This window comes from Micromonospora sp. FIMYZ51 (genome assembly GCF_038246755.1).
GTDB lineage: Bacteria > Actinomycetota > Actinomycetes > Mycobacteriales > Micromonosporaceae > Micromonospora.
Genome location: NZ_CP134706.1, coordinates 1,780,535 through 1,795,898, shown reverse-complemented (window position 1 = coordinate 1,795,898; position 15,364 = coordinate 1,780,535). Strand labels below are relative to the sequence as shown.

Here is a 15,364-nt window from a genome sequence, read left to right as displayed (position 1 = left end):
TCGGATCAGCGGCTACCCGTGGTCGATGCGGCATCCGCATCCGCCGGGCCGGCCTGCGCTCCGGCCTCCCGCGGCAGCCGCAGCGGCAGCGGCTCACGCACCGGCTTGGCCTCCACGCCCCGGTCGACGACCAGCCCTTCCAGGCACTGGGCCAGTGGACCGGCCGCAGCCGGGTTGGTGGCCGCCTCGCCCTGGTACACCGCGCGGACCATCCACCGCGGTCCGTCGACGCCGACGAACCGCAGGTCGGTCAGGCCGTCCTCGTTGCGCACCCGGGCGTGCAACTCGATGCCGTACTCGCCGGCGACCTCCTGCGCGGCGGCGCCGTCGTTGAACAGGGACTGGCGGATCTCCTCGCGCACCTCGTCCCAGATTCCATCGCTGCGCGGAGCCGCGAAGACACCGAGTTGCAGGGCACTGCGCCCGTGCACCAGCACGACCTGCTGGATCACGCCCTGCGGGTCGGCCTGCACCCGCACCTCGACGTCGGCCACCGCCGGAATCTGCAAACTGCCCAGATCGAGCCGCTGCACCCCCTCCGGTGCCTCGGTGACGTCGTACGGCCCGCGCGCCGGGGCCTCCTCGACGACATCGGTGGTCTCGGGAATTTCGGCGGCCCGCTCGGCACGGGCGTGCCGCCCCGCGTCCCGCTTTCGGGAGAAGATCACTGCGTCCACCCTCCGCTGTTCGCACCCACGGTGCCATCTGTTCCGTCCGCGCCAGCCGTCTCCGGTGGCGGCACCAACCCGGCGTGCCCGCCGGTGGAGCCGTGGCCGCCGGTCCCGCGTCCGGACGCGGGCAACTCGGTCACCGGCCGGAACGCGGCCCGCGCCACTCGCTGCACAACGAGTTGCGCGATCCGGTCGCCCCGGGAGATCTTCACCGGCGTGGCCCGATCATGGTTGATCAGGTTGACCAGGATCTCACCCCGGTAGCCGGCGTCGACCGTACCGGGCGCGTTGAGCACCGTCACGCCGAGTCTGGCCGCAAGCCCCGATCGGGGATGAACCAGGCCCACGTACCCCTCGGGTAGCGCGATCGCCACACCGGTCGGCACCAGCGCCCAGCCACCGGGCGGCAACTCGACGTCGGTGGCCGCCACCAGATCGGCACCGGCGTCACCGGGATGGGCGTACGCCGGCAGCGGCAGCTCAGGGTCGAGCTGCCGGACCAGCACGGGCACCACGTCGGTCACGGTTTCCCTCTTTCGTCCTCATCCGCTGGGGGTGACCCTGCCATCCTGCCCGGTACCGGGGCCAGCCCGCGCCGTACCCTGGTACGAGTGAGCCAGTCACCGTCTGCTTCGTCCACCACGGCGTCTGCGGCCTACTCCGAACGGCTCCGGCTGCCCTGGTGGCTGTGGCTCGCCGGGCTGGCCGCCGCCACCCTGGTCGCGGTCGAGATCTGGATGGGTGGCGCCGGGGTACGCGCCTGGTTGCCGTTCGCGGTGCTGCTTCCCGCCGCGGTCGCCGGGTTGGCGTGGCTGGGCCGGATCCGGGTCGCGGTGGCCGACGGCGAGTTGCGGGTCGACGATGCCCGGCTGCCGGTCCGGTTCGTCGCCGACGCCATCGCGCTGGACGCCGAGGGACGGCGTGAGGTGCTCGGCGTCGGAGCCGACCCACTGGCGTTCGTGGTCCAGCGGCCGTGGATCTCCGGCGCGGTTCAGGTGGTCCTGGACGATCCGGCCGACCCCACCCCGTTCTGGGTGGTCAGCTCCCGGCACCCGGTCGAGCTGGCCGAGGCGATCCTGGCCGCCCGGCAGTCGACGAACTGAGCCGGCCGGCACCGTCGCGCACCGCCAGAAGCACCAGCCCTCAGGGTGCGCCGGGCAGCGCTGGCGGAGTACCCGGCAGCGGCGGTGACGAGCCCGGCAGGCCGCGTCGCTGCCGACGCAGATCGGTGCGGAGCTGGTCGGCAAGCGTCCGGGTGGCCCGCCGGTTCAGGTAGCTGGCCACCGCCGCGCCGGTGAGGAACGGGCCCAGCGTGGTCAGGTTCCGCCCGAACCGCTTCAACAGGGTCTCCCGCAGCTCGCGCCGGGCGGCCGTGCCCAGCACGGCACCCACGCCCACCCCGGGCATCATCGGGTTGACCCCACGCTGGCTGGCCCAGGCCTGGACCAGGGCCACCGTACGCGGGGTGCCACCGGCCGGCAGCGGGGCCCGGTAGACCTCGTGCAGTTCCCCGGTCAGCTTCAGCTCGATCGCCACCACGGCCACCGTCTCGGCGGCGAGCAGGACCGGCGCGGAGAGTAGCGTCGGCGCGACCGTCCACTGCACGGCGGAGGCGCCACCGCCGGCCGCGCCGATGCCCGCGGTCGCCCGGGACGCGTTGCGGATCAGCCGGTCGGCCAGCGCCTCGTCGTCCAGGTCCGGGAAATGCCGACGCAGGGTGGCCAGGTCACGGATCGGCACGTGCGGGGCGATCTCGGCCACCGTGTCGACCATCCAGCGCAGCGCCGCCCCTGGCTTGAACAGGTCACGGACGCCACGAGCGCGGGCCTGCTGCACCAGTCGACCGAGCAGCTGCCGGCGGGTGGCCGGCTCGATCTCGTCGGCGGTCAGCGCCGCGACCGTCGCACCCAACTCGTCCGGAGCACCCTCGCTCATGCCGGCACTCCGCTGCGCTCCGTGCCGCCACGAGGCACCACCGCACTGAGCCGATGATTCACTCGCTGCCGCTCGCTCATGTCCCGACCTCCCCGGCTGGACGACCGCCAGCACGGCGGCCCGCCATAACGAGTCAATCAGGTCGGTGCGCGCAGCGCTCGCCGAGCCGGGCAGCGGCGGCCCCACGTGTGGAGCCGCCGCTTGCCAGTGGTGTCGATCCCTCGGTCAGACGCACTCGCGGCAGATCAGCTCGCCGTTCCGCTCGACCGCCAACTGGCTACGGTGATGCACCAGGAAGCAGCGGGCACAGCGGAACTCGTCCTGCTGCATCGGCAGCACCTTGACCGTGAGCTCCTCGTCGGCCAGGTCGGCCCCGGGCAGCTCGAAGCTCTCAGCCACTTCAGCCTCGTCGACGTCCACGGCGCCCGACTGTGAGTCGACGCGCCGGGCCTTGAGCTCTTCCAGGCTGTCCTCGCCGAGGTCGACCTCGTCGCGGCGCGGGGCGTCGTAGTCGGTGGCCATCGGTTTCACTCTCCCATTTCGATGTTGTCGCTTCCGGTTGTAACGCCGGACGACTCTGTTTCGGTTCCGCAAGCCGGCCACCGCTAGTGTCGGCCACCTGACCCGATGACCGCTCGGGTCAGACCGCCGGAGGATCTCTCCGGCGAGCGCGGAACCTACCCCCCCTTTGGGCGAGGCATGTATACCGCCCTCGTGGCTGAGATGTACGCCCCTGCACGGGAAGTTGTTCCCAATGTGACTCAGGCGACACGAAGATAGGGGTAGTACTACCCGGTTATCGGATGGCGCGCCGGCATGTCGGACTGTTTCCACGCGACGGTCGGACAACCGCTAACCTCAGCGGCGTACCTGACGGCCGGCGGCACAGCCCCAGCATTGACGGCCGCCGCCACCCACCCACACCGCCTGGGAGCGCTCTGATGAGCTTTGCGCGAGTGCGAGCACTCGTTGTCGTCGGCATGCTGGCGGTGCTCGCCCTGGTCTTCGTGGTCGTCGCCGTGCTCCGGGACACGCAGAGCAGCGCGGGCACCGCCGAAGGCTGCCCCGATGACTGGCCGCGCGCCGACGTCACGCTGCGGGAGCGCAAGGACGTCAAGCTCAATGTGATGAACGGCACCGACCGCCCCGGGCTGGCCGCCGTCGTCGGTGACGACTTCCGCAACCGCGACTTCCAGGTGAAGAAGCGCGGCAACGAGAAGAAGCAGATCGACGGGGTGGCGGTCCTGCGCTACGGCCCGAAGGGCGTCGGGTCGGCGCACCTGCTGCGGGCGTACTTCCTGGGCCGGGCGAAGCTGGAGTACAACCCCGAGCGGGAGGACGACATCGTCGACGTGGTGCTCGGCAACAACTTCCAGCAGTTGGCCACCACCACCGAGGTCAATCAGTCCCTCGGCGACCTCGGTGCTCCGGTCGCCCCGCCGGGCTCCTGCCCGATGCCGGTGGAGAAGTAACCGACCGGGCGGTCAGCACCGGCGGCCAGGCAGGTTCTCCGGCCGGACGGGCCGATCTGACCGGACTGGTGGCCGCTGCGGTGATCGCCCGACCGGGCAACGGTCACGGGCCGCCGGAGGCATCCAACCGAGCCAGGTGGTCGTGCAGGGGGTCGAACAGGGCCGGCGGGGCGGCGACGACCATGTCCGGCCCGGGCGGCAGGCCCTTGAGCCCGCCGATCCGTACGCCGGCCTCGGTGGCCACCAGCGCACCCGCCGCCTGGTCCCAGGCCGCCAGGCCCTTCTCGTAGTAGGCGTCGGCCCGCCCCTCGGCGACCAGGCACAGGTCGATGGCGGCGGCGCCGAGCCGGCGGATGTCCCGCACCTGCGTGATCAACTCCGCGACCACCCGGGCCTGATGGGCCCGGCGCCGCGAGTCGTAGCCGAACCCGGTGACCACCAGCGCCTGACCGAGGTCGGTCTCGGTGGAGCAGGTCAGCCGCTGACCGGCCCGCCAGGCGCCGCCGCCGATCGTCGCGGTCCACTCCTCGCCGGTGTGGATGTTGCGGACCACGCCCGCCACCACCGCGCCGTCCACCTCTGCGGCGATGGACACCGCGCAGTGCGGTAGCCCGTACAGGTAGTTGACCGTGCCGTCGATGGGATCGACGATCCAGCGCACCCCGGTCGGGGCGTCGGTGCCGTGCTCCGCCGTGCCGTACTCCTCGCCCAGCACGGCGTCACCCGGTCGCAGCCGCCGCAACGTGCCGGTGATCTGGCGCTCGACCGCCCGGTCGGCGGCGGTCACCACATCGGTGACGGTGCTCTTGGTCGCCGTGACCGAGACCCCCTCGGCCCGCATCCGGTACGCGGTGGCCGCCGCGTCCCGCGCCACGCCGAGCGCGATCTCCAACAGCTCCGGCGGCGATGGCACCGAGCGATCCATCATCCGTCCCCTTCCCGCACGGCCGAATTTCCGAATTTCGTGCGGGTATCATCCTTACAAAGTCCACAAGAACACCGAATCGGCGGTCCAGACCACCGATCAACCGTGCGGCGCAGGATGATCGCCGCCGACGGCGTTACAATTCACCCCTGCCCACGCGCCACGGGCGGCCGAGCGACCGGCCGGCCGGGGACACGGGGGTTCCTCAACCACATCGCCCGGCACGGTGCCCCACGCTGCGCCAGACGATCCGGCCGTGCTCGCTCTTCGCCTCCGGAAGGTCATTCGTGACAGAACCCCGCCAGACCGGCGCCGACGTTCGCTCGCTCACCGACACCTTGATCGCCCACGCGCAGAGCGCCGGCGGCCAGCTCACGTCGGCCCAGCTCGCGCGCACCGTCGAGTCCGCCGAGGTGACTCCGGCCCAGGCCAAGAAGATCCTGCGAGCGCTCTCCGAAGCGGGGGTGACCGTGGTGGTCGACGGCTCGGCCAGCACCCGCCGCCGGGTCGCCGCCGCCCGCTCCGCGACCCCCGCGTCGCGGGCCACCACCGCCAAGACCACCAAGAAGGCCGCGCCGGCACCGAAGCAGGCGCCCGCGGCCGAGGAGGCCGCCGCCCCGGCGCCGCGCAAGGCGACCTCGCGCAAGGCCGCCGGCACCACCGCCGAGGTGGCCGCCAAGGCCGCCGGCCCGGCCAAGAAGACCACCCGGGCCACCAAGGCGACGGTGGCGGCTGCGGCGAGCGCGACCAAGCCCGCCAAGGGTGAGGGCGCCGAGGGCGAGGTGGACCCGGAGGAGCTGGCCGCCGAGATCGAGGACGTGGTGGTCGAGGAGCCGGCCGAGCTGGCCCAGGCCGCCGAGGCCGACGCCGCGAGCTCCGCCAGCGACAACGACTTCGAGTGGGACGACGAAGAGTCCGAGGCGCTCAAGCAGGCCCGCCGGGACGCCGAGCTGACCGCCTCGGCGGACTCGGTCCGGGCGTACCTCAAGCAGATCGGCAAGGTTCCGCTGCTCAACGCCGAGCAGGAGGTGGAGCTGGCCAAGCGGATCGAGGCGGGGCTCTACGCCGCCGAGCGGCTGCGCGCGGCCGACGAGGGCGAGGAGAAGCTCGCCCGGGAGATGCAGCGCGACCTGCTCTGGATCTCGCGGGACGGTGAGCGGGCCAAGAACCACCTGCTGGAGGCGAACCTGCGCCTGGTGGTCTCGCTGGCCAAGCGGTACACCGGCCGCGGCATGGCCTTCCTCGACCTGATCCAGGAAGGCAACCTCGGCCTCATCCGCGCCGTCGAGAAATTCGACTACACCAAGGGCTACAAGTTCTCCACCTACGCCACCTGGTGGATCCGCCAGGCCATCACCCGCGCCATGGCCGACCAGGCCCGCACCATCCGCATCCCGGTGCACATGGTCGAAGTGATCAACAAGCTGGGCCGGATCCAGCGCGAGTTGCTCCAGGATCTGGGCCGCGAGCCCACCCCGGAGGAGCTGGCCAAGGAGATGGACATCACACCGGAGAAGGTGCTGGAGATCCAGCAGTACGCCCGGGAGCCCATCTCGCTCGACCAGACCATCGGTGACGAGGGCGACAGCCAGCTCGGCGACTTCATCGAGGACTCGGAGGCCGTGGTGGCGGTCGACGCGGTCTCGTTCTCGCTGCTTCAGGACCAGCTCCAGCAGGTGCTTCAGACGCTGTCCGAGCGTGAGGCGGGCGTGGTACGCCTGCGGTTCGGCCTGACCGACGGCCAACCGCGTACCCTCGACGAGATCGGCCAGGTCTACGGCGTGACCCGTGAGCGGATCCGGCAGATCGAGTCCAAGACGATGTCCAAGCTGCGCCACCCGTCGCGCTCCCAGGTGCTGCGGGACTACCTTGATTGATCAGCATCCGTCAACCGATCGTGTCTTTTTGATCACCTGGCGTACAACGCCCCATGGTGATCAGGTGATGCACGAATGTGATCGTTGACGTGGCACCCTGGAGGCACGGCACACTGTCCGTGCCAGGTGTGACCTCGGTCCCCCGAGGGCACACAGGGAAGGCGAGGCCCGACAAGGGTGTTGCACGATAGGTGACCAAGACCGAAGAGAGTGTTCATCGGTGACGACCAGAGGAGGAAGGCGATGACCCCGACCCTCACGCCGCCGCCCGAGACGGTGAGCCCCCCGGCCGCCGATGAACGGTGCGACCGCTGCAATGCCGCCGGCAAGCTCCGGATCACCCTCGCTGGTGGGAGCGAGCTCGTGTTCTGTGGGCACCACGCGAACAAGTACGCCGAAGATCTCGTGAAGATCACCGTGCGGTACGCGACGGACCCGGAGTTCACCTGGCGCGGCGCCGACCTGATGGCCAACTGAGATCCATAACCTGCTCCAGCCGGCCGGAGACATCCCCAGGGATGTCTCCGGCCGGCATTTTCGCGTCCCTTGACCCCCGTGTCCGGATGGCGGCCCGATAGCCGCCCACCCGGTACAACAGCCTCGTGATCAAACCCCGGGCCGGTCAGAGGGTCTGGACGGTGGCGATGCGTTCTTCGAGTTGCTCGATGGTGGCCTGGGCGCTGGGTGGGCCGCCGCAGAGGCGGCGCAGCTCGGCGTGGATCTTGCCGTGCGGTTGGCCGGTGCGGTGGTGCTGGGCGGCCACCAGGGCGTTGAGCTGACGGCGTAGCGCCACCCGGCGCTGGGCGGCGCTCATCGGTGCCGGGGCGGCCGGTGCCCCGGCCGGTTCGGCGCTACGCTCGGCGGCCCGCCGCCGCTGGGCGGCCAACTGCTCGGCCTGCCGCTTGGACAGCAGCGCCGCCACCTGCTCGGAGGTGAGCAGACCCGGCAGGCCCAGGTATTCCTCCTCCTCGGGCGTGCCGGCCTGGGCCGCCGTACCGAAGGAGGCACCGTCGAAGATCACCTGGTCCAGCTCGGCGGTGGCGGAGAGCGCGGCGTACCGCTTCTCCAGCTCGCCGCTTGCCTGTTCCTCGCGCTGGGCCCGGTCCAGCAGGTCGTCGTCGAAGCCCTCCCGGTCCTTCGGCTTGCCCAGTACGTGGTCCCGCTCGGTCTCCATCTCGCTGGCCAGCCCGAGCAGGTGCGGCACGCTGGGCAGGAAGACCGACGCGGTCTCCCCCGGCCGGCGGGCCCGGACGAACCGCCCGATCGCCTGCGCGAAGTACAGCGGGGTGCTGGCACTTGTCGCGTACACGCCGACGGCCAGCCGGGGGATGTCGACGCCCTCGGACACCATCCGCACCGCCACCAGCCAACGCTGCTCGGAGGCCGCGAACGTCGCGATCCGGGCCGAAGCGCCCACGTCGTCGGAGAGCACCACCGCGGCCCGTTCCCCGGTGACCTGCTCGATCAGCTTGGCGTACGAGCGGGCAGCCTGCTGGTCGGTGGCGATGACCAGGCCACCGGCGTCGGGCATGCCCGCCTCCCGCAGCACGGTCAGCCGGGCGTCGGCGGCGCGCAGTACCTGCGGCATCCAGTCGCCGGCCGGATCCAGGGCGGTACGCCAGGCCTGGGCGACGAGATCCTGCGTCATCGGCTCGCCCAGCCGGGCCGCCAGTTCCTCCCCGGCGTTGGTCCGCCATCGGGTCTCCCCCGAGTACGCCAGGAACAGCACCGGCCGCACCACGCCGTCGCGCAGCGCGTCGGAGTAGCCGTAGACCGAGTCGGCTCGCGAGCGCAGCAGACCGTCGTCGCCGCGCTCGTAGCTGACGAACGGGATCGGATTGTCGTCGGAGCGGAACGGGGTGCCGGTGAGCATCAGCCGCCGTACCGCCGGTTCGAAGGCGGCCTTCACCCCGTCGCCCCAGGTACGCGAGTCGCCCGCGTGGTGGATCTCGTCGAGGATGACAAGGGTCCGCCGGGTCATGGTGCGCCGCCGGTGCACCTGCGGCGCCATGCCGACCTGGGCGTAGGTGACCACGGCACCGTGGAAATCGGCCGAGGAGTGCAGGTCGGCGTTGCGGAACGCGGCGTCGAGTTGGATGCCGACCCGGGCCGCCGCAGCCGCCCACTGGCTCTTCAGGTGCTCGGTCGGCGCGACCACGGTGACCGCCTCGACGGTGCCGTCGGCGAGCAACTCGGCGGCGATCCGCAGCGCGAAGGTGGTCTTACCGGCGCCGGGCGTGGCCACCGCGGTGAAGTCCTCGCTGCGACGGCGCAGGTACTCCACCATCGCCTTGCGCTGCCAGGCCCGTAGGGGCGGAAATGTCTCGAGCGCCGGCGTCCGGGCTGCCACAGGGGTTGGCTCCTCTCCGACCGCACGATGTCCGACGCGCGGGCAGCGGGCCGGGCCGAGGGGCACGGCAGCCGTCGCCCACGAAAACGCCTCCGCGCAGAAGCCGCGAAGGCCGACTCAGCATAACCAGCGGCGACCGCCGCCCCCACTCGACGCCACACCGGGCCGGGCCGTGCTGTTCACCACTACGGCCCGACCGCCGACCCACCGAGCCGGCTGGAGCATCGACGGCCCGGTCAGCTCACTCCGGTGGCGGGCCGGGGGTGGCGGTGGGCGGCGGCCGTGGCGCCGGCACCGGGGCCGACCAGCGGCGGCGCAGGGCCACCAGGCGTACGCCGAAGACCAGCATCGCCGCGCCGGTGAGCGGGATCGGTCCGGTGTGCCCGAGGCCGTTCAGCAGCACCATCAGGATCGCCCCGGCGAGCGCCGCGACGGCGTAGATCTCCCGCCGCAGCACCACCGGGATCTCGCCGGTCAACAGGTCCCGAACGAGCCCGCCACCGATCGCGGTGATCATGCCGATCAGGACCGCACCGACCGGCGGCACCTGGGCGTCGAGGGCCTTGAGGGTGCCGGTGACGGTGAACAGGCCGAGCCCGGCGGCGTCCAGCACCAGCACTGTGGTGCGCAGCCGGGCGAACTGCGGGTGCAGCCAGAAGATCGCCGCCGCGGTCACCGCGGCGGTGGTCGCGTATCGCCAGTCGGCGAAGGCCAGCGGCGGGACCTCGTCGATCACGAGATCCCGCACGATCCCGCCGCCGAGGGCGGCGACGAAACCGACGAAGACGACGCCGAACAGGTCGAGCCGCTTGGCCACCGCCGCGGAGGCGCCCGAGGCGGCGAAAACCGCGACGCCGGCCAGGTCGGCCAGGAGCAGGGCGGTGGAGGTGGTCACCGCCGCAGGCTACGCCGCCGGTGGGAGCTCACTCGGAGTACGAGTCGTAGATCTCCTTGCACTTGGGGCAGACCGGCGAGCCCGGCTTGGCCGACTTCGTCACCGGAAACGTCTCCCCGCACAACGCCACGACGAAGGTGCCCATGACGGCACTTTCGGCGATTTTCTCCTTCCGGACGTAGTGGAACATCTCCGGACCGGTGTCGGCGTCCTTCAGCTCCGGACGCTCGAGGACCTGTGTGCTCACGTCTGCACCTCCAACTGACAAGTCTGGCAGGTCACCGTGACCCCGGTCCAGCTGAGTGGACCGAAGCGGCACGCTACGGTGGGCGATTGTGACCGACTTTCCCCTTCGCCTCGGCCCCGAGGTTGCCCAGGCGCTGCGCGAGCGGCGTCCCGTGGTCGCCCTGGAGAGCACAATCGTCTCGCACGGCCTGCCCCGGCCGGACAACCTGCGGGTGGCCCGGCAGATCGAACAGGCCGTCCGGGACGCGGGTGCGGTGCCGGCCACCATCGGCATGGTCGCCGGTGATCTCGTGGTGGGCCTCGACGACGCTGAGCTGACCCGGCTGGCCACCGCGGACGGGGTGACCAAACTCTCCGTACGCGATCTCGCGGTGGCCGCCGCGACCCGCGCCGACGGCGCCACCACCGTGGCGGCGACCAGCGCGGTGGCCGCCCGGGCGGGGATCGGGGTCTTCGCCACCGGCGGCCTGGGCGGGGTGCACCGCGAGGCCGCGCAGACCTTCGACGAGTCGGCCGACCTGATCACCCTGGCCCGGACGCCGATCGCGGTGGTCTGCGCAGGGGTCAAGTCGATCCTCGACGTGGGGGCGACGCTGGAACGCCTGGAGACCTTGGGGGTGGCCGTGGTCGGCTACCGCACCCGCAGGTTCCCGGGCTTCTTCATCACCGACGGCGGCTTCGACCTGGACTGGTCGGTCGACTCGCCGGAGCTGATCGCCGACGTGCTGGCCGCTCACGAGGGGCACGGCGTGCATCGTGGCGGTCTGATCGTCGCCAACCCGCTGCCCGCCGACGAACAGCTCGACCCGGAACTGCACGACCGTACGCTCGCCGAGGGGCTGGCCCGGCTGGAGCGCGACGGGATCAGCGGCAAGGCGGTGACGCCGTTCCTGCTGGCCCACTTCCACTCCGCCACCGAGGGTGCGAGCCTGGCGGTCAACGTACGGATCATCCTGCGTAACGCCGACCTCGCCGCCCGGATCGCGGTCGCCGCCGCCACCCGACGGGGCGACCCGCCGGCGTGAGCGCACGGAACAGCCGCGGCGACCGTGACGTGCCGCCGTACGCCATCGGCCGGCGCGGGACCACGGCGTGAGCGCAGCGGACGAGACAACCGGCGGGCACGCCGGCCGGGTCCTGATCGTCGGTGACGTGATCACCGACGTGGTGGCGGCGCTCGGCGGTCCACCGGCGACCGGCTCGGACACGGCGGCGACCATCCGGTTCACCGGCGGCGGGCAGGCCGCCAACACGGCCTGTTGGCTCGCCGCGCAGGGCCTGCCGGTGACCCTGGTCGGCGCGGTCGGCGACGACGCCGCCGGCCGGGAGCGGCTGGCGGAGCTGGCCGCCGCCGGGGTCGACTGCGCGGTGGAGCGGGTCGCCGGCTGCGCCACCGGCACGGTGATCGTGCTGGCCGTCGGCGAGGAGCGCACCATGCTCACCGAGCGCGGTGCGAACCTGCGGCTGCGTCCCGGGCACATCGACGCCGCGTTGGCGGACGCGCCGGAGGCGGTGCACCTGCACCTGTCCGGGTACACCCTGCTGGACGCCGGCTCCCGCCCGGCCGGTCTGCGCGCGTTGGCCGTGGCCCGCGAGCGCGGCCTCACCACAAGCGTCGACGCCGCCTCGGCGGCTCCGCTGCGGGCGGTCGGTGCGGCGGCCTTCCTCTCCTGGGTACGCGAGGTGGACCTGCTGCTGGTGAACCAGGACGAGGCGGCGGTGCTGGCCGGCGGCCTCGATGCGGCGGCGCAGGGGCGGGCGCTGGTCGCCTCGGCGCGGCGGGTGGTGGTCAAGCGGGGTGCCGCCGGTGCGACCTGGGTCGACCGGGACGGCACGGTCGCGGTGGCGGCGGCGCACCGGGTGGCGGCGGTCGACGTGACCGGAGCGGGCGACGCCTTCGCCGCCGGGCTGCTGGGCGCGTGGCTGGCCGGGGCGCAACCGGACGCCGCGCTACGCCGGGGCGCCGACCTGGGCGCGGCGGCGGTCTCTCAGCTGGGTGCCCGCCCGGCCCGTTGACCGGGTGGGGATCAGGGTTCGGCGTCGATCACCTTGTGCGGTCGTTCCTCGGCGGGCAGGCTCTTCGGCGGGGCCTCCTCCGCCGGGCCGGACCGCAAGCGGTTGGCCAGCCGATGCTGCTCCTTCGGCGGCCGGTCGTTGGCGAGGAGCACCGCGAGCCACGGGATGAGCACCATGCCCAGGGCGACAAGCGGGAGCCAGAGCCAGAGCAGCGGCGCCTTCGCGCCGACCAGGATCGCGCCAATGATCACGCAGGCCACCCGGACGCCCATCATCGCGACGTACCGCCGCTGCCGGGTGGTCAACTGGTCGTCCTGGCTGCGTGGGGCGTCGGTGATCAGGATCGGGCGGTACGCCTGACGCTTCACCTGGTACCTCCTCAGGGGGTCACCCCATCCTGACACCAGGAAAGGGCGGGCGGCGAGGTATCGACCCGCCCGATCTCGTGTTACGTGCGTGGTACGCTCGCCCCGTGGGCAGCAGGTTCAGCTTCACCGACGAGGCGCTGGCCAACCTGCGGGTCTACGACGTCACGCCGGGGGAAGTCTGGGAGGCGCTGCACAGCAGCCGGCGGGTCATCCGCCACCTGGGAGACGACGTGATGGTGGTCTACGCCACCACCGCCCGTGGGCGCCGGGTGGCCGTGCTGCTCGCCGAAGCCGACGGGACCGACAACGACTGGGACATCCTCTCCGCCCGCGAACTGAGCGACGCCGAAACCAAGCGCTACGACGAGGCCGTGCGGAGAGCTCCAGAGACGAGGAGGCGGTGACGATGGACCGTCACGACGCGACAAAGCAGTTCCACAGCGGCGGCGACCGGCTCGCCGAGTTGATCGACGAAAGCCGCCAGGTGGAGCTGCCCACCCCCGACACCGACACCCCGATGGTCAGCCGCTCGGTCCGGCTGCCACTTGAGACGTACGAGCGGGTCCGCGCGGTCGCCGACGCCCGCAGCATCGGGGTGACCACCCTGATGCGGCAGTGGATCGAGGCTGGCCTCGCCGACCTGGACGACTCGGCGACCGTCTCGCTTGCCGACGTCCGCCGGGCCCTCGCCGCGTTGGCCCAGCCGAGCGCCGCCGCCTGACGGCCTGACCGGCCGAGCGCCTGAGCGCCTGAGCGCCTGAGCGGCCCTGCGCCGCCCGACCAGCCGAGCGCCGCCTGACCGGCCGAGCGCCGCCTGACCGGCCGAGCGCCGCTACGGCGGCACGTGGTCAGGCGCCGTCGGTCCGCGCCTTCGCCGCCGCCTTCACCTGCTGCTTGTACTCCCGGACCAGGCGCAGCGACTCGGCGTCGGTGACGTCGGCGACGGACCGGTGGGCGTCCGGCTCGCCGTAGCCGCCGGCCGCCTCCCGCCAGCCCGGCGGTCGTACGCCGAACCGCTTGCCGAGCAGGGCGAGGAAGATCTGCGCCTTCTGCCGGCCGAACCCGGGCAGGTCGGCGATCCGGGCGAGCAGCTCACGACCGTCCGCCGGGTCGGCCCAGAGCCGGGCGGCGTCGCCGTCGTACCGCTCGACAAGCACCCGGCACACCTCCTGGACCCGGGCGGCCATCGCCTTGGGGAACCGGTGCAACGCCGGCGGCTGGGCGAAGAGCGCCACCAGGGCCTCCGGGTCGTACTCGGCGATCACCCGGGCGTCCAGGTCGTGACCGAGCCGCTGGGCCAGCAGGTACGGCGAGGAGAACGCCTTCTCCATCGGAACCTGTTGATCGAGAACCATCCCGGTCAGCAGCGCCAGCGGGCTGCGCAGCAGCAGCTGGTTGGCCTCCGGGGCGATGGGCAGGGCGAGCGTCATGGCCTCCATCCTGCCTCTTCGCCCTGGGCCGACGTGATTCACCGCCCAACCCGATTTCCGAGTGAGGTTAGGCTGTGCTAACTTCGCCCCGACGGTCGCTCTGACCGAAGAAAGGGCCTCCCGTGTCACTGAACCGCCGCTCCACTGCCGCGCTGCTCGCCGTCGGCGTGCTCACCCTCGGCCTGGCCGCCTGCGGATCCGGCGGGGAGGACGCAACCGACCCGGGCAAGCCGGACGACAAGCAGATCACCGTCTACAGCGGACGCAACGAGCAGCTGGTCAAGCCGCTGCTGGACAAGTTCACCGAGCAGACCGGCATCACCGTGCAGGCACGTTACGCCAGCACCGCCCAGCTCGCCGCTCAGCTGGTCGAGGAGGGCGACAAGTCGCCGGCCGACGTGTTCTTCGCCCAGGACGCCGGCGCGTTGGGCACCGTCGCCAAGCGCGGCATGTTCAGCACGCTGCCCGAGGCGACCACGGGGAAGGTGCCGCCGACCTACCGCGCCGGCAGCGGCCACTGGGTCGGCGTGAGCGCCCGGGCGCGGGTGCTCGCGTACAACCCCGACCTGGTCCCGGCCGACCAGCTACCGGCGTCGGTCTTCGACCTGACCACCCCCGCCTGGAAGGGCAAGGTCGCCCTCGCCCCGACCAACGCCTCGTTCCAAGCGTTCGTCACCGCGATCCGGGTGCAGCACGGCGACGCCAAGGCCGAGGAGTTCCTGGCCGGGCTCAAGGCCAACGACCCGCAGATCCGCGACGGCAACGTCAAGATCGTCGAGGACGTGAACAGCGGCACCGTCCCGGTCGGCCTGGTCAACCACTACTACCTGGGCGAGGTCGCCAAGGAACAGGGCACCACCCCGGACGGGCTCAAGGTCAAGCTGCACTTCTTCCCCGGCGGCGACACCGGCGCCCTGGTCAACGTGGCAGGCGTGGGCGTACTCAACCGCTCCGCCGCCGATCCGGACGTGCAGAAGTTCGTGGACTTCCTGCTCGACACCGAGGCACAGACCTACTTCGCCGAGCAAACCTTCGAGTACCCGGTGGTCGGCGGCGTGCAGGGCCCGGCGTACGTGCCGCCGCTGGCCGAGCTGGCGGTGCCGGAGATCGACCTGAACGACCTGGACACGCTGGACGCCACCGTCACTCTGATCAAGAATTCGGGGCTGGTTCCCTGAC

19 protein-coding genes are annotated in these 15,364 nt (G+C 72.0%); 9 read left to right on the top strand and 10 right to left on the bottom strand.

Annotated features, from left to right (window positions below):
* Positions 1–5: 5 nt before the first annotated feature.
* Together QQG74_RS08400 and dut are read right to left on the bottom strand one after the other, a co-directional pair.
* The gene (locus tag QQG74_RS08400) at positions 6–668 is read right to left on the bottom strand and encodes a DUF3710 domain-containing protein (RefSeq protein ID WP_341719714.1); all 663 of its coding nucleotides are present in this window, start codon (positions 666–668) and stop codon (positions 6–8) included.
* On the bottom strand, positions 665–1,195 hold the full coding sequence (dut, locus tag QQG74_RS08395; RefSeq protein WP_341719713.1) for a dUTP diphosphatase: 531 nt from the start codon (positions 1,193–1,195) through the stop codon (positions 665–667). Before dut ends, QQG74_RS08400 begins: the two co-directional genes overlap by 4 nt.
* Before the next feature lie 87 nt (positions 1,196–1,282).
* On the opposite strand from dut, the gene QQG74_RS08390 reads away from it, so the two are divergent.
* Positions 1,283–1,774: a DUF3093 domain-containing protein gene (locus tag QQG74_RS08390; protein ID WP_341719712.1), complete on the top strand. Its 492-nt coding sequence runs from the start codon at positions 1,283–1,285 to the stop codon at positions 1,772–1,774.
* A 40-nt stretch (positions 1,775–1,814) separates the two neighbouring features.
* On the opposite strand, the gene QQG74_RS08385 is transcribed toward QQG74_RS08390, so the two are convergent.
* Both QQG74_RS08385 and QQG74_RS08380 read right to left on the bottom strand, forming a co-directional pair.
* Positions 1,815–2,606 (bottom strand): hypothetical protein, encoded by a 792-nt coding sequence (locus QQG74_RS08385; protein ID WP_341719711.1) that lies wholly within the window; start codon positions 2,604–2,606, stop codon positions 1,815–1,817.
* 225 nt (positions 2,607–2,831) lie between these two features.
* Positions 2,832–3,128, bottom strand: coding sequence for a DUF4193 domain-containing protein (locus QQG74_RS08380; RefSeq protein ID WP_007075406.1), 297 nt, complete (start codon positions 3,126–3,128; stop codon positions 2,832–2,834).
* 434 nt (positions 3,129–3,562) lie between these two features.
* Between QQG74_RS08380 and QQG74_RS08375 the strand changes: the two genes are divergently transcribed.
* Positions 3,563–4,078 (top strand): LytR C-terminal domain-containing protein, encoded by a 516-nt coding sequence (locus QQG74_RS08375; protein WP_341721177.1) that lies wholly within the window; start codon positions 3,563–3,565, stop codon positions 4,076–4,078.
* Positions 4,079–4,181: 103 nt separating this feature from the next.
* On the opposite strand, the gene QQG74_RS08370 is transcribed toward QQG74_RS08375, so the two are convergent.
* Positions 4,182–5,003 (bottom strand): inositol monophosphatase family protein, encoded by an 822-nt coding sequence (locus tag QQG74_RS08370; RefSeq protein WP_341721176.1) that lies wholly within the window; start codon positions 5,001–5,003, stop codon positions 4,182–4,184.
* A gap of 287 nt (positions 5,004–5,290) precedes the next feature.
* Here QQG74_RS08370 and QQG74_RS08365 point away from each other — a divergent pair, with 287 nt between their 5' ends.
* Together QQG74_RS08365 and QQG74_RS08360 are read left to right on the top strand one after the other, a co-directional pair.
* Positions 5,291–6,880 (top strand): RNA polymerase sigma factor, encoded by a 1,590-nt coding sequence (locus tag QQG74_RS08365; RefSeq protein WP_341719710.1) that lies wholly within the window; start codon positions 5,291–5,293, stop codon positions 6,878–6,880.
* Between the two features lie 243 nt (positions 6,881–7,123).
* A complete protein-coding gene (locus QQG74_RS08360; RefSeq protein WP_093410327.1) occupies positions 7,124–7,357 on the top strand; it encodes a hypothetical protein in 234 nt (77 codons plus the stop codon).
* 145 nt (positions 7,358–7,502) lie between these two features.
* Here QQG74_RS08360 and QQG74_RS08355 read toward each other — a convergent pair whose 3' ends face one another.
* From QQG74_RS08355 to QQG74_RS08345, 3 genes are all read right to left on the bottom strand, one after another.
* Positions 7,503–9,230 carry a DEAD/DEAH box helicase gene (locus QQG74_RS08355; protein ID WP_341719709.1) on the bottom strand — a complete coding sequence of 576 codons (1,728 nt, stop codon included), beginning with the start codon at positions 9,228–9,230 and terminating at the stop codon, positions 7,503–7,505.
* Positions 9,231–9,471: 241 nt separating this feature from the next.
* On the bottom strand, positions 9,472–10,125 hold the full coding sequence (locus QQG74_RS08350; protein WP_341719708.1) for a trimeric intracellular cation channel family protein: 654 nt from the start codon (positions 10,123–10,125) through the stop codon (positions 9,472–9,474).
* Between the two features lie 28 nt (positions 10,126–10,153).
* Positions 10,154–10,372 (bottom strand): DUF3039 domain-containing protein, encoded by a 219-nt coding sequence (locus tag QQG74_RS08345; RefSeq protein WP_341719707.1) that lies wholly within the window; start codon positions 10,370–10,372, stop codon positions 10,154–10,156.
* Positions 10,373–10,460: 88 nt separating this feature from the next.
* Between QQG74_RS08345 and QQG74_RS08340 the strand changes: the two genes are divergently transcribed.
* Both QQG74_RS08340 and QQG74_RS08335 read left to right on the top strand, forming a co-directional pair.
* Complete coding sequence (locus QQG74_RS08340) at positions 10,461–11,396, top strand: pseudouridine-5'-phosphate glycosidase (RefSeq protein WP_341719706.1); 936 nt, start codon at positions 10,461–10,463, stop codon at positions 11,394–11,396.
* Positions 11,397–11,463: 67 nt separating this feature from the next.
* The gene (locus QQG74_RS08335; protein ID WP_341719705.1) at positions 11,464–12,387 is read left to right on the top strand and encodes a PfkB family carbohydrate kinase; all 924 of its coding nucleotides are present in this window, start codon (positions 11,464–11,466) and stop codon (positions 12,385–12,387) included.
* 11 nt (positions 12,388–12,398) lie between these two features.
* Here QQG74_RS08335 and QQG74_RS08330 read toward each other — a convergent pair whose 3' ends face one another.
* Entirely contained in the window at positions 12,399–12,755 is a 357-nt protein-coding gene (locus tag QQG74_RS08330) for a DUF3099 domain-containing protein (protein WP_341719704.1), read from the bottom strand.
* Between the two features lie 104 nt (positions 12,756–12,859).
* On the opposite strand from QQG74_RS08330, the gene QQG74_RS08325 reads away from it, so the two are divergent.
* The gene (locus QQG74_RS08325; RefSeq protein ID WP_341719703.1) at positions 12,860–13,159 is read left to right on the top strand and encodes a hypothetical protein; all 300 of its coding nucleotides are present in this window, start codon (positions 12,860–12,862) and stop codon (positions 13,157–13,159) included.
* A 2-nt stretch (positions 13,160–13,161) separates the two neighbouring features.
* Complete coding sequence (locus tag QQG74_RS08320) at positions 13,162–13,476, top strand: hypothetical protein (RefSeq protein ID WP_341719702.1); 315 nt, start codon at positions 13,162–13,164, stop codon at positions 13,474–13,476.
* 127 nt (positions 13,477–13,603) lie between these two features.
* Here QQG74_RS08320 and QQG74_RS08315 read toward each other — a convergent pair whose 3' ends face one another.
* Entirely contained in the window at positions 13,604–14,194 is a 591-nt protein-coding gene (locus tag QQG74_RS08315; protein WP_341719701.1) for an HhH-GPD-type base excision DNA repair protein, read from the bottom strand.
* Between the two features lie 113 nt (positions 14,195–14,307).
* On the opposite strand from QQG74_RS08315, the gene QQG74_RS08310 reads away from it, so the two are divergent.
* Positions 14,308–15,363 (top strand): iron ABC transporter substrate-binding protein, encoded by a 1,056-nt coding sequence (locus QQG74_RS08310; RefSeq protein ID WP_341719700.1) that lies wholly within the window; start codon positions 14,308–14,310, stop codon positions 15,361–15,363.
* Position 15,364 lies beyond the last annotated feature (1 nt).

Coding starts and splice junctions, on each gene's coding strand:
- QQG74_RS08385 (WP_341719711.1), bottom strand. CDS start 2,606: ATGAGCGAGGGTGCTCCGGACGAGTTGGGTGCGACGGTCGCGGCGCTG.
- QQG74_RS08380 (WP_007075406.1), bottom strand. CDS start 3,128: ATGGCCACCGACTACGACGCCCCGCGCCGCGACGAGGTCGACCTCGGC.
- QQG74_RS08370 (WP_341721176.1), bottom strand. CDS start 5,003: ATGGATCGCTCGGTGCCATCGCCGCCGGAGCTGTTGGAGATCGCGCTC.
- QQG74_RS08360 (WP_093410327.1), top strand. CDS start 7,124: ATGACCCCGACCCTCACGCCGCCGCCCGAGACGGTGAGCCCCCCGGCC.
- QQG74_RS08320 (WP_341719702.1), top strand. CDS start 13,162: ATGGACCGTCACGACGCGACAAAGCAGTTCCACAGCGGCGGCGACCGG.
- QQG74_RS08315 (WP_341719701.1), bottom strand. CDS start 14,194: ATGGAGGCCATGACGCTCGCCCTGCCCATCGCCCCGGAGGCCAACCAG.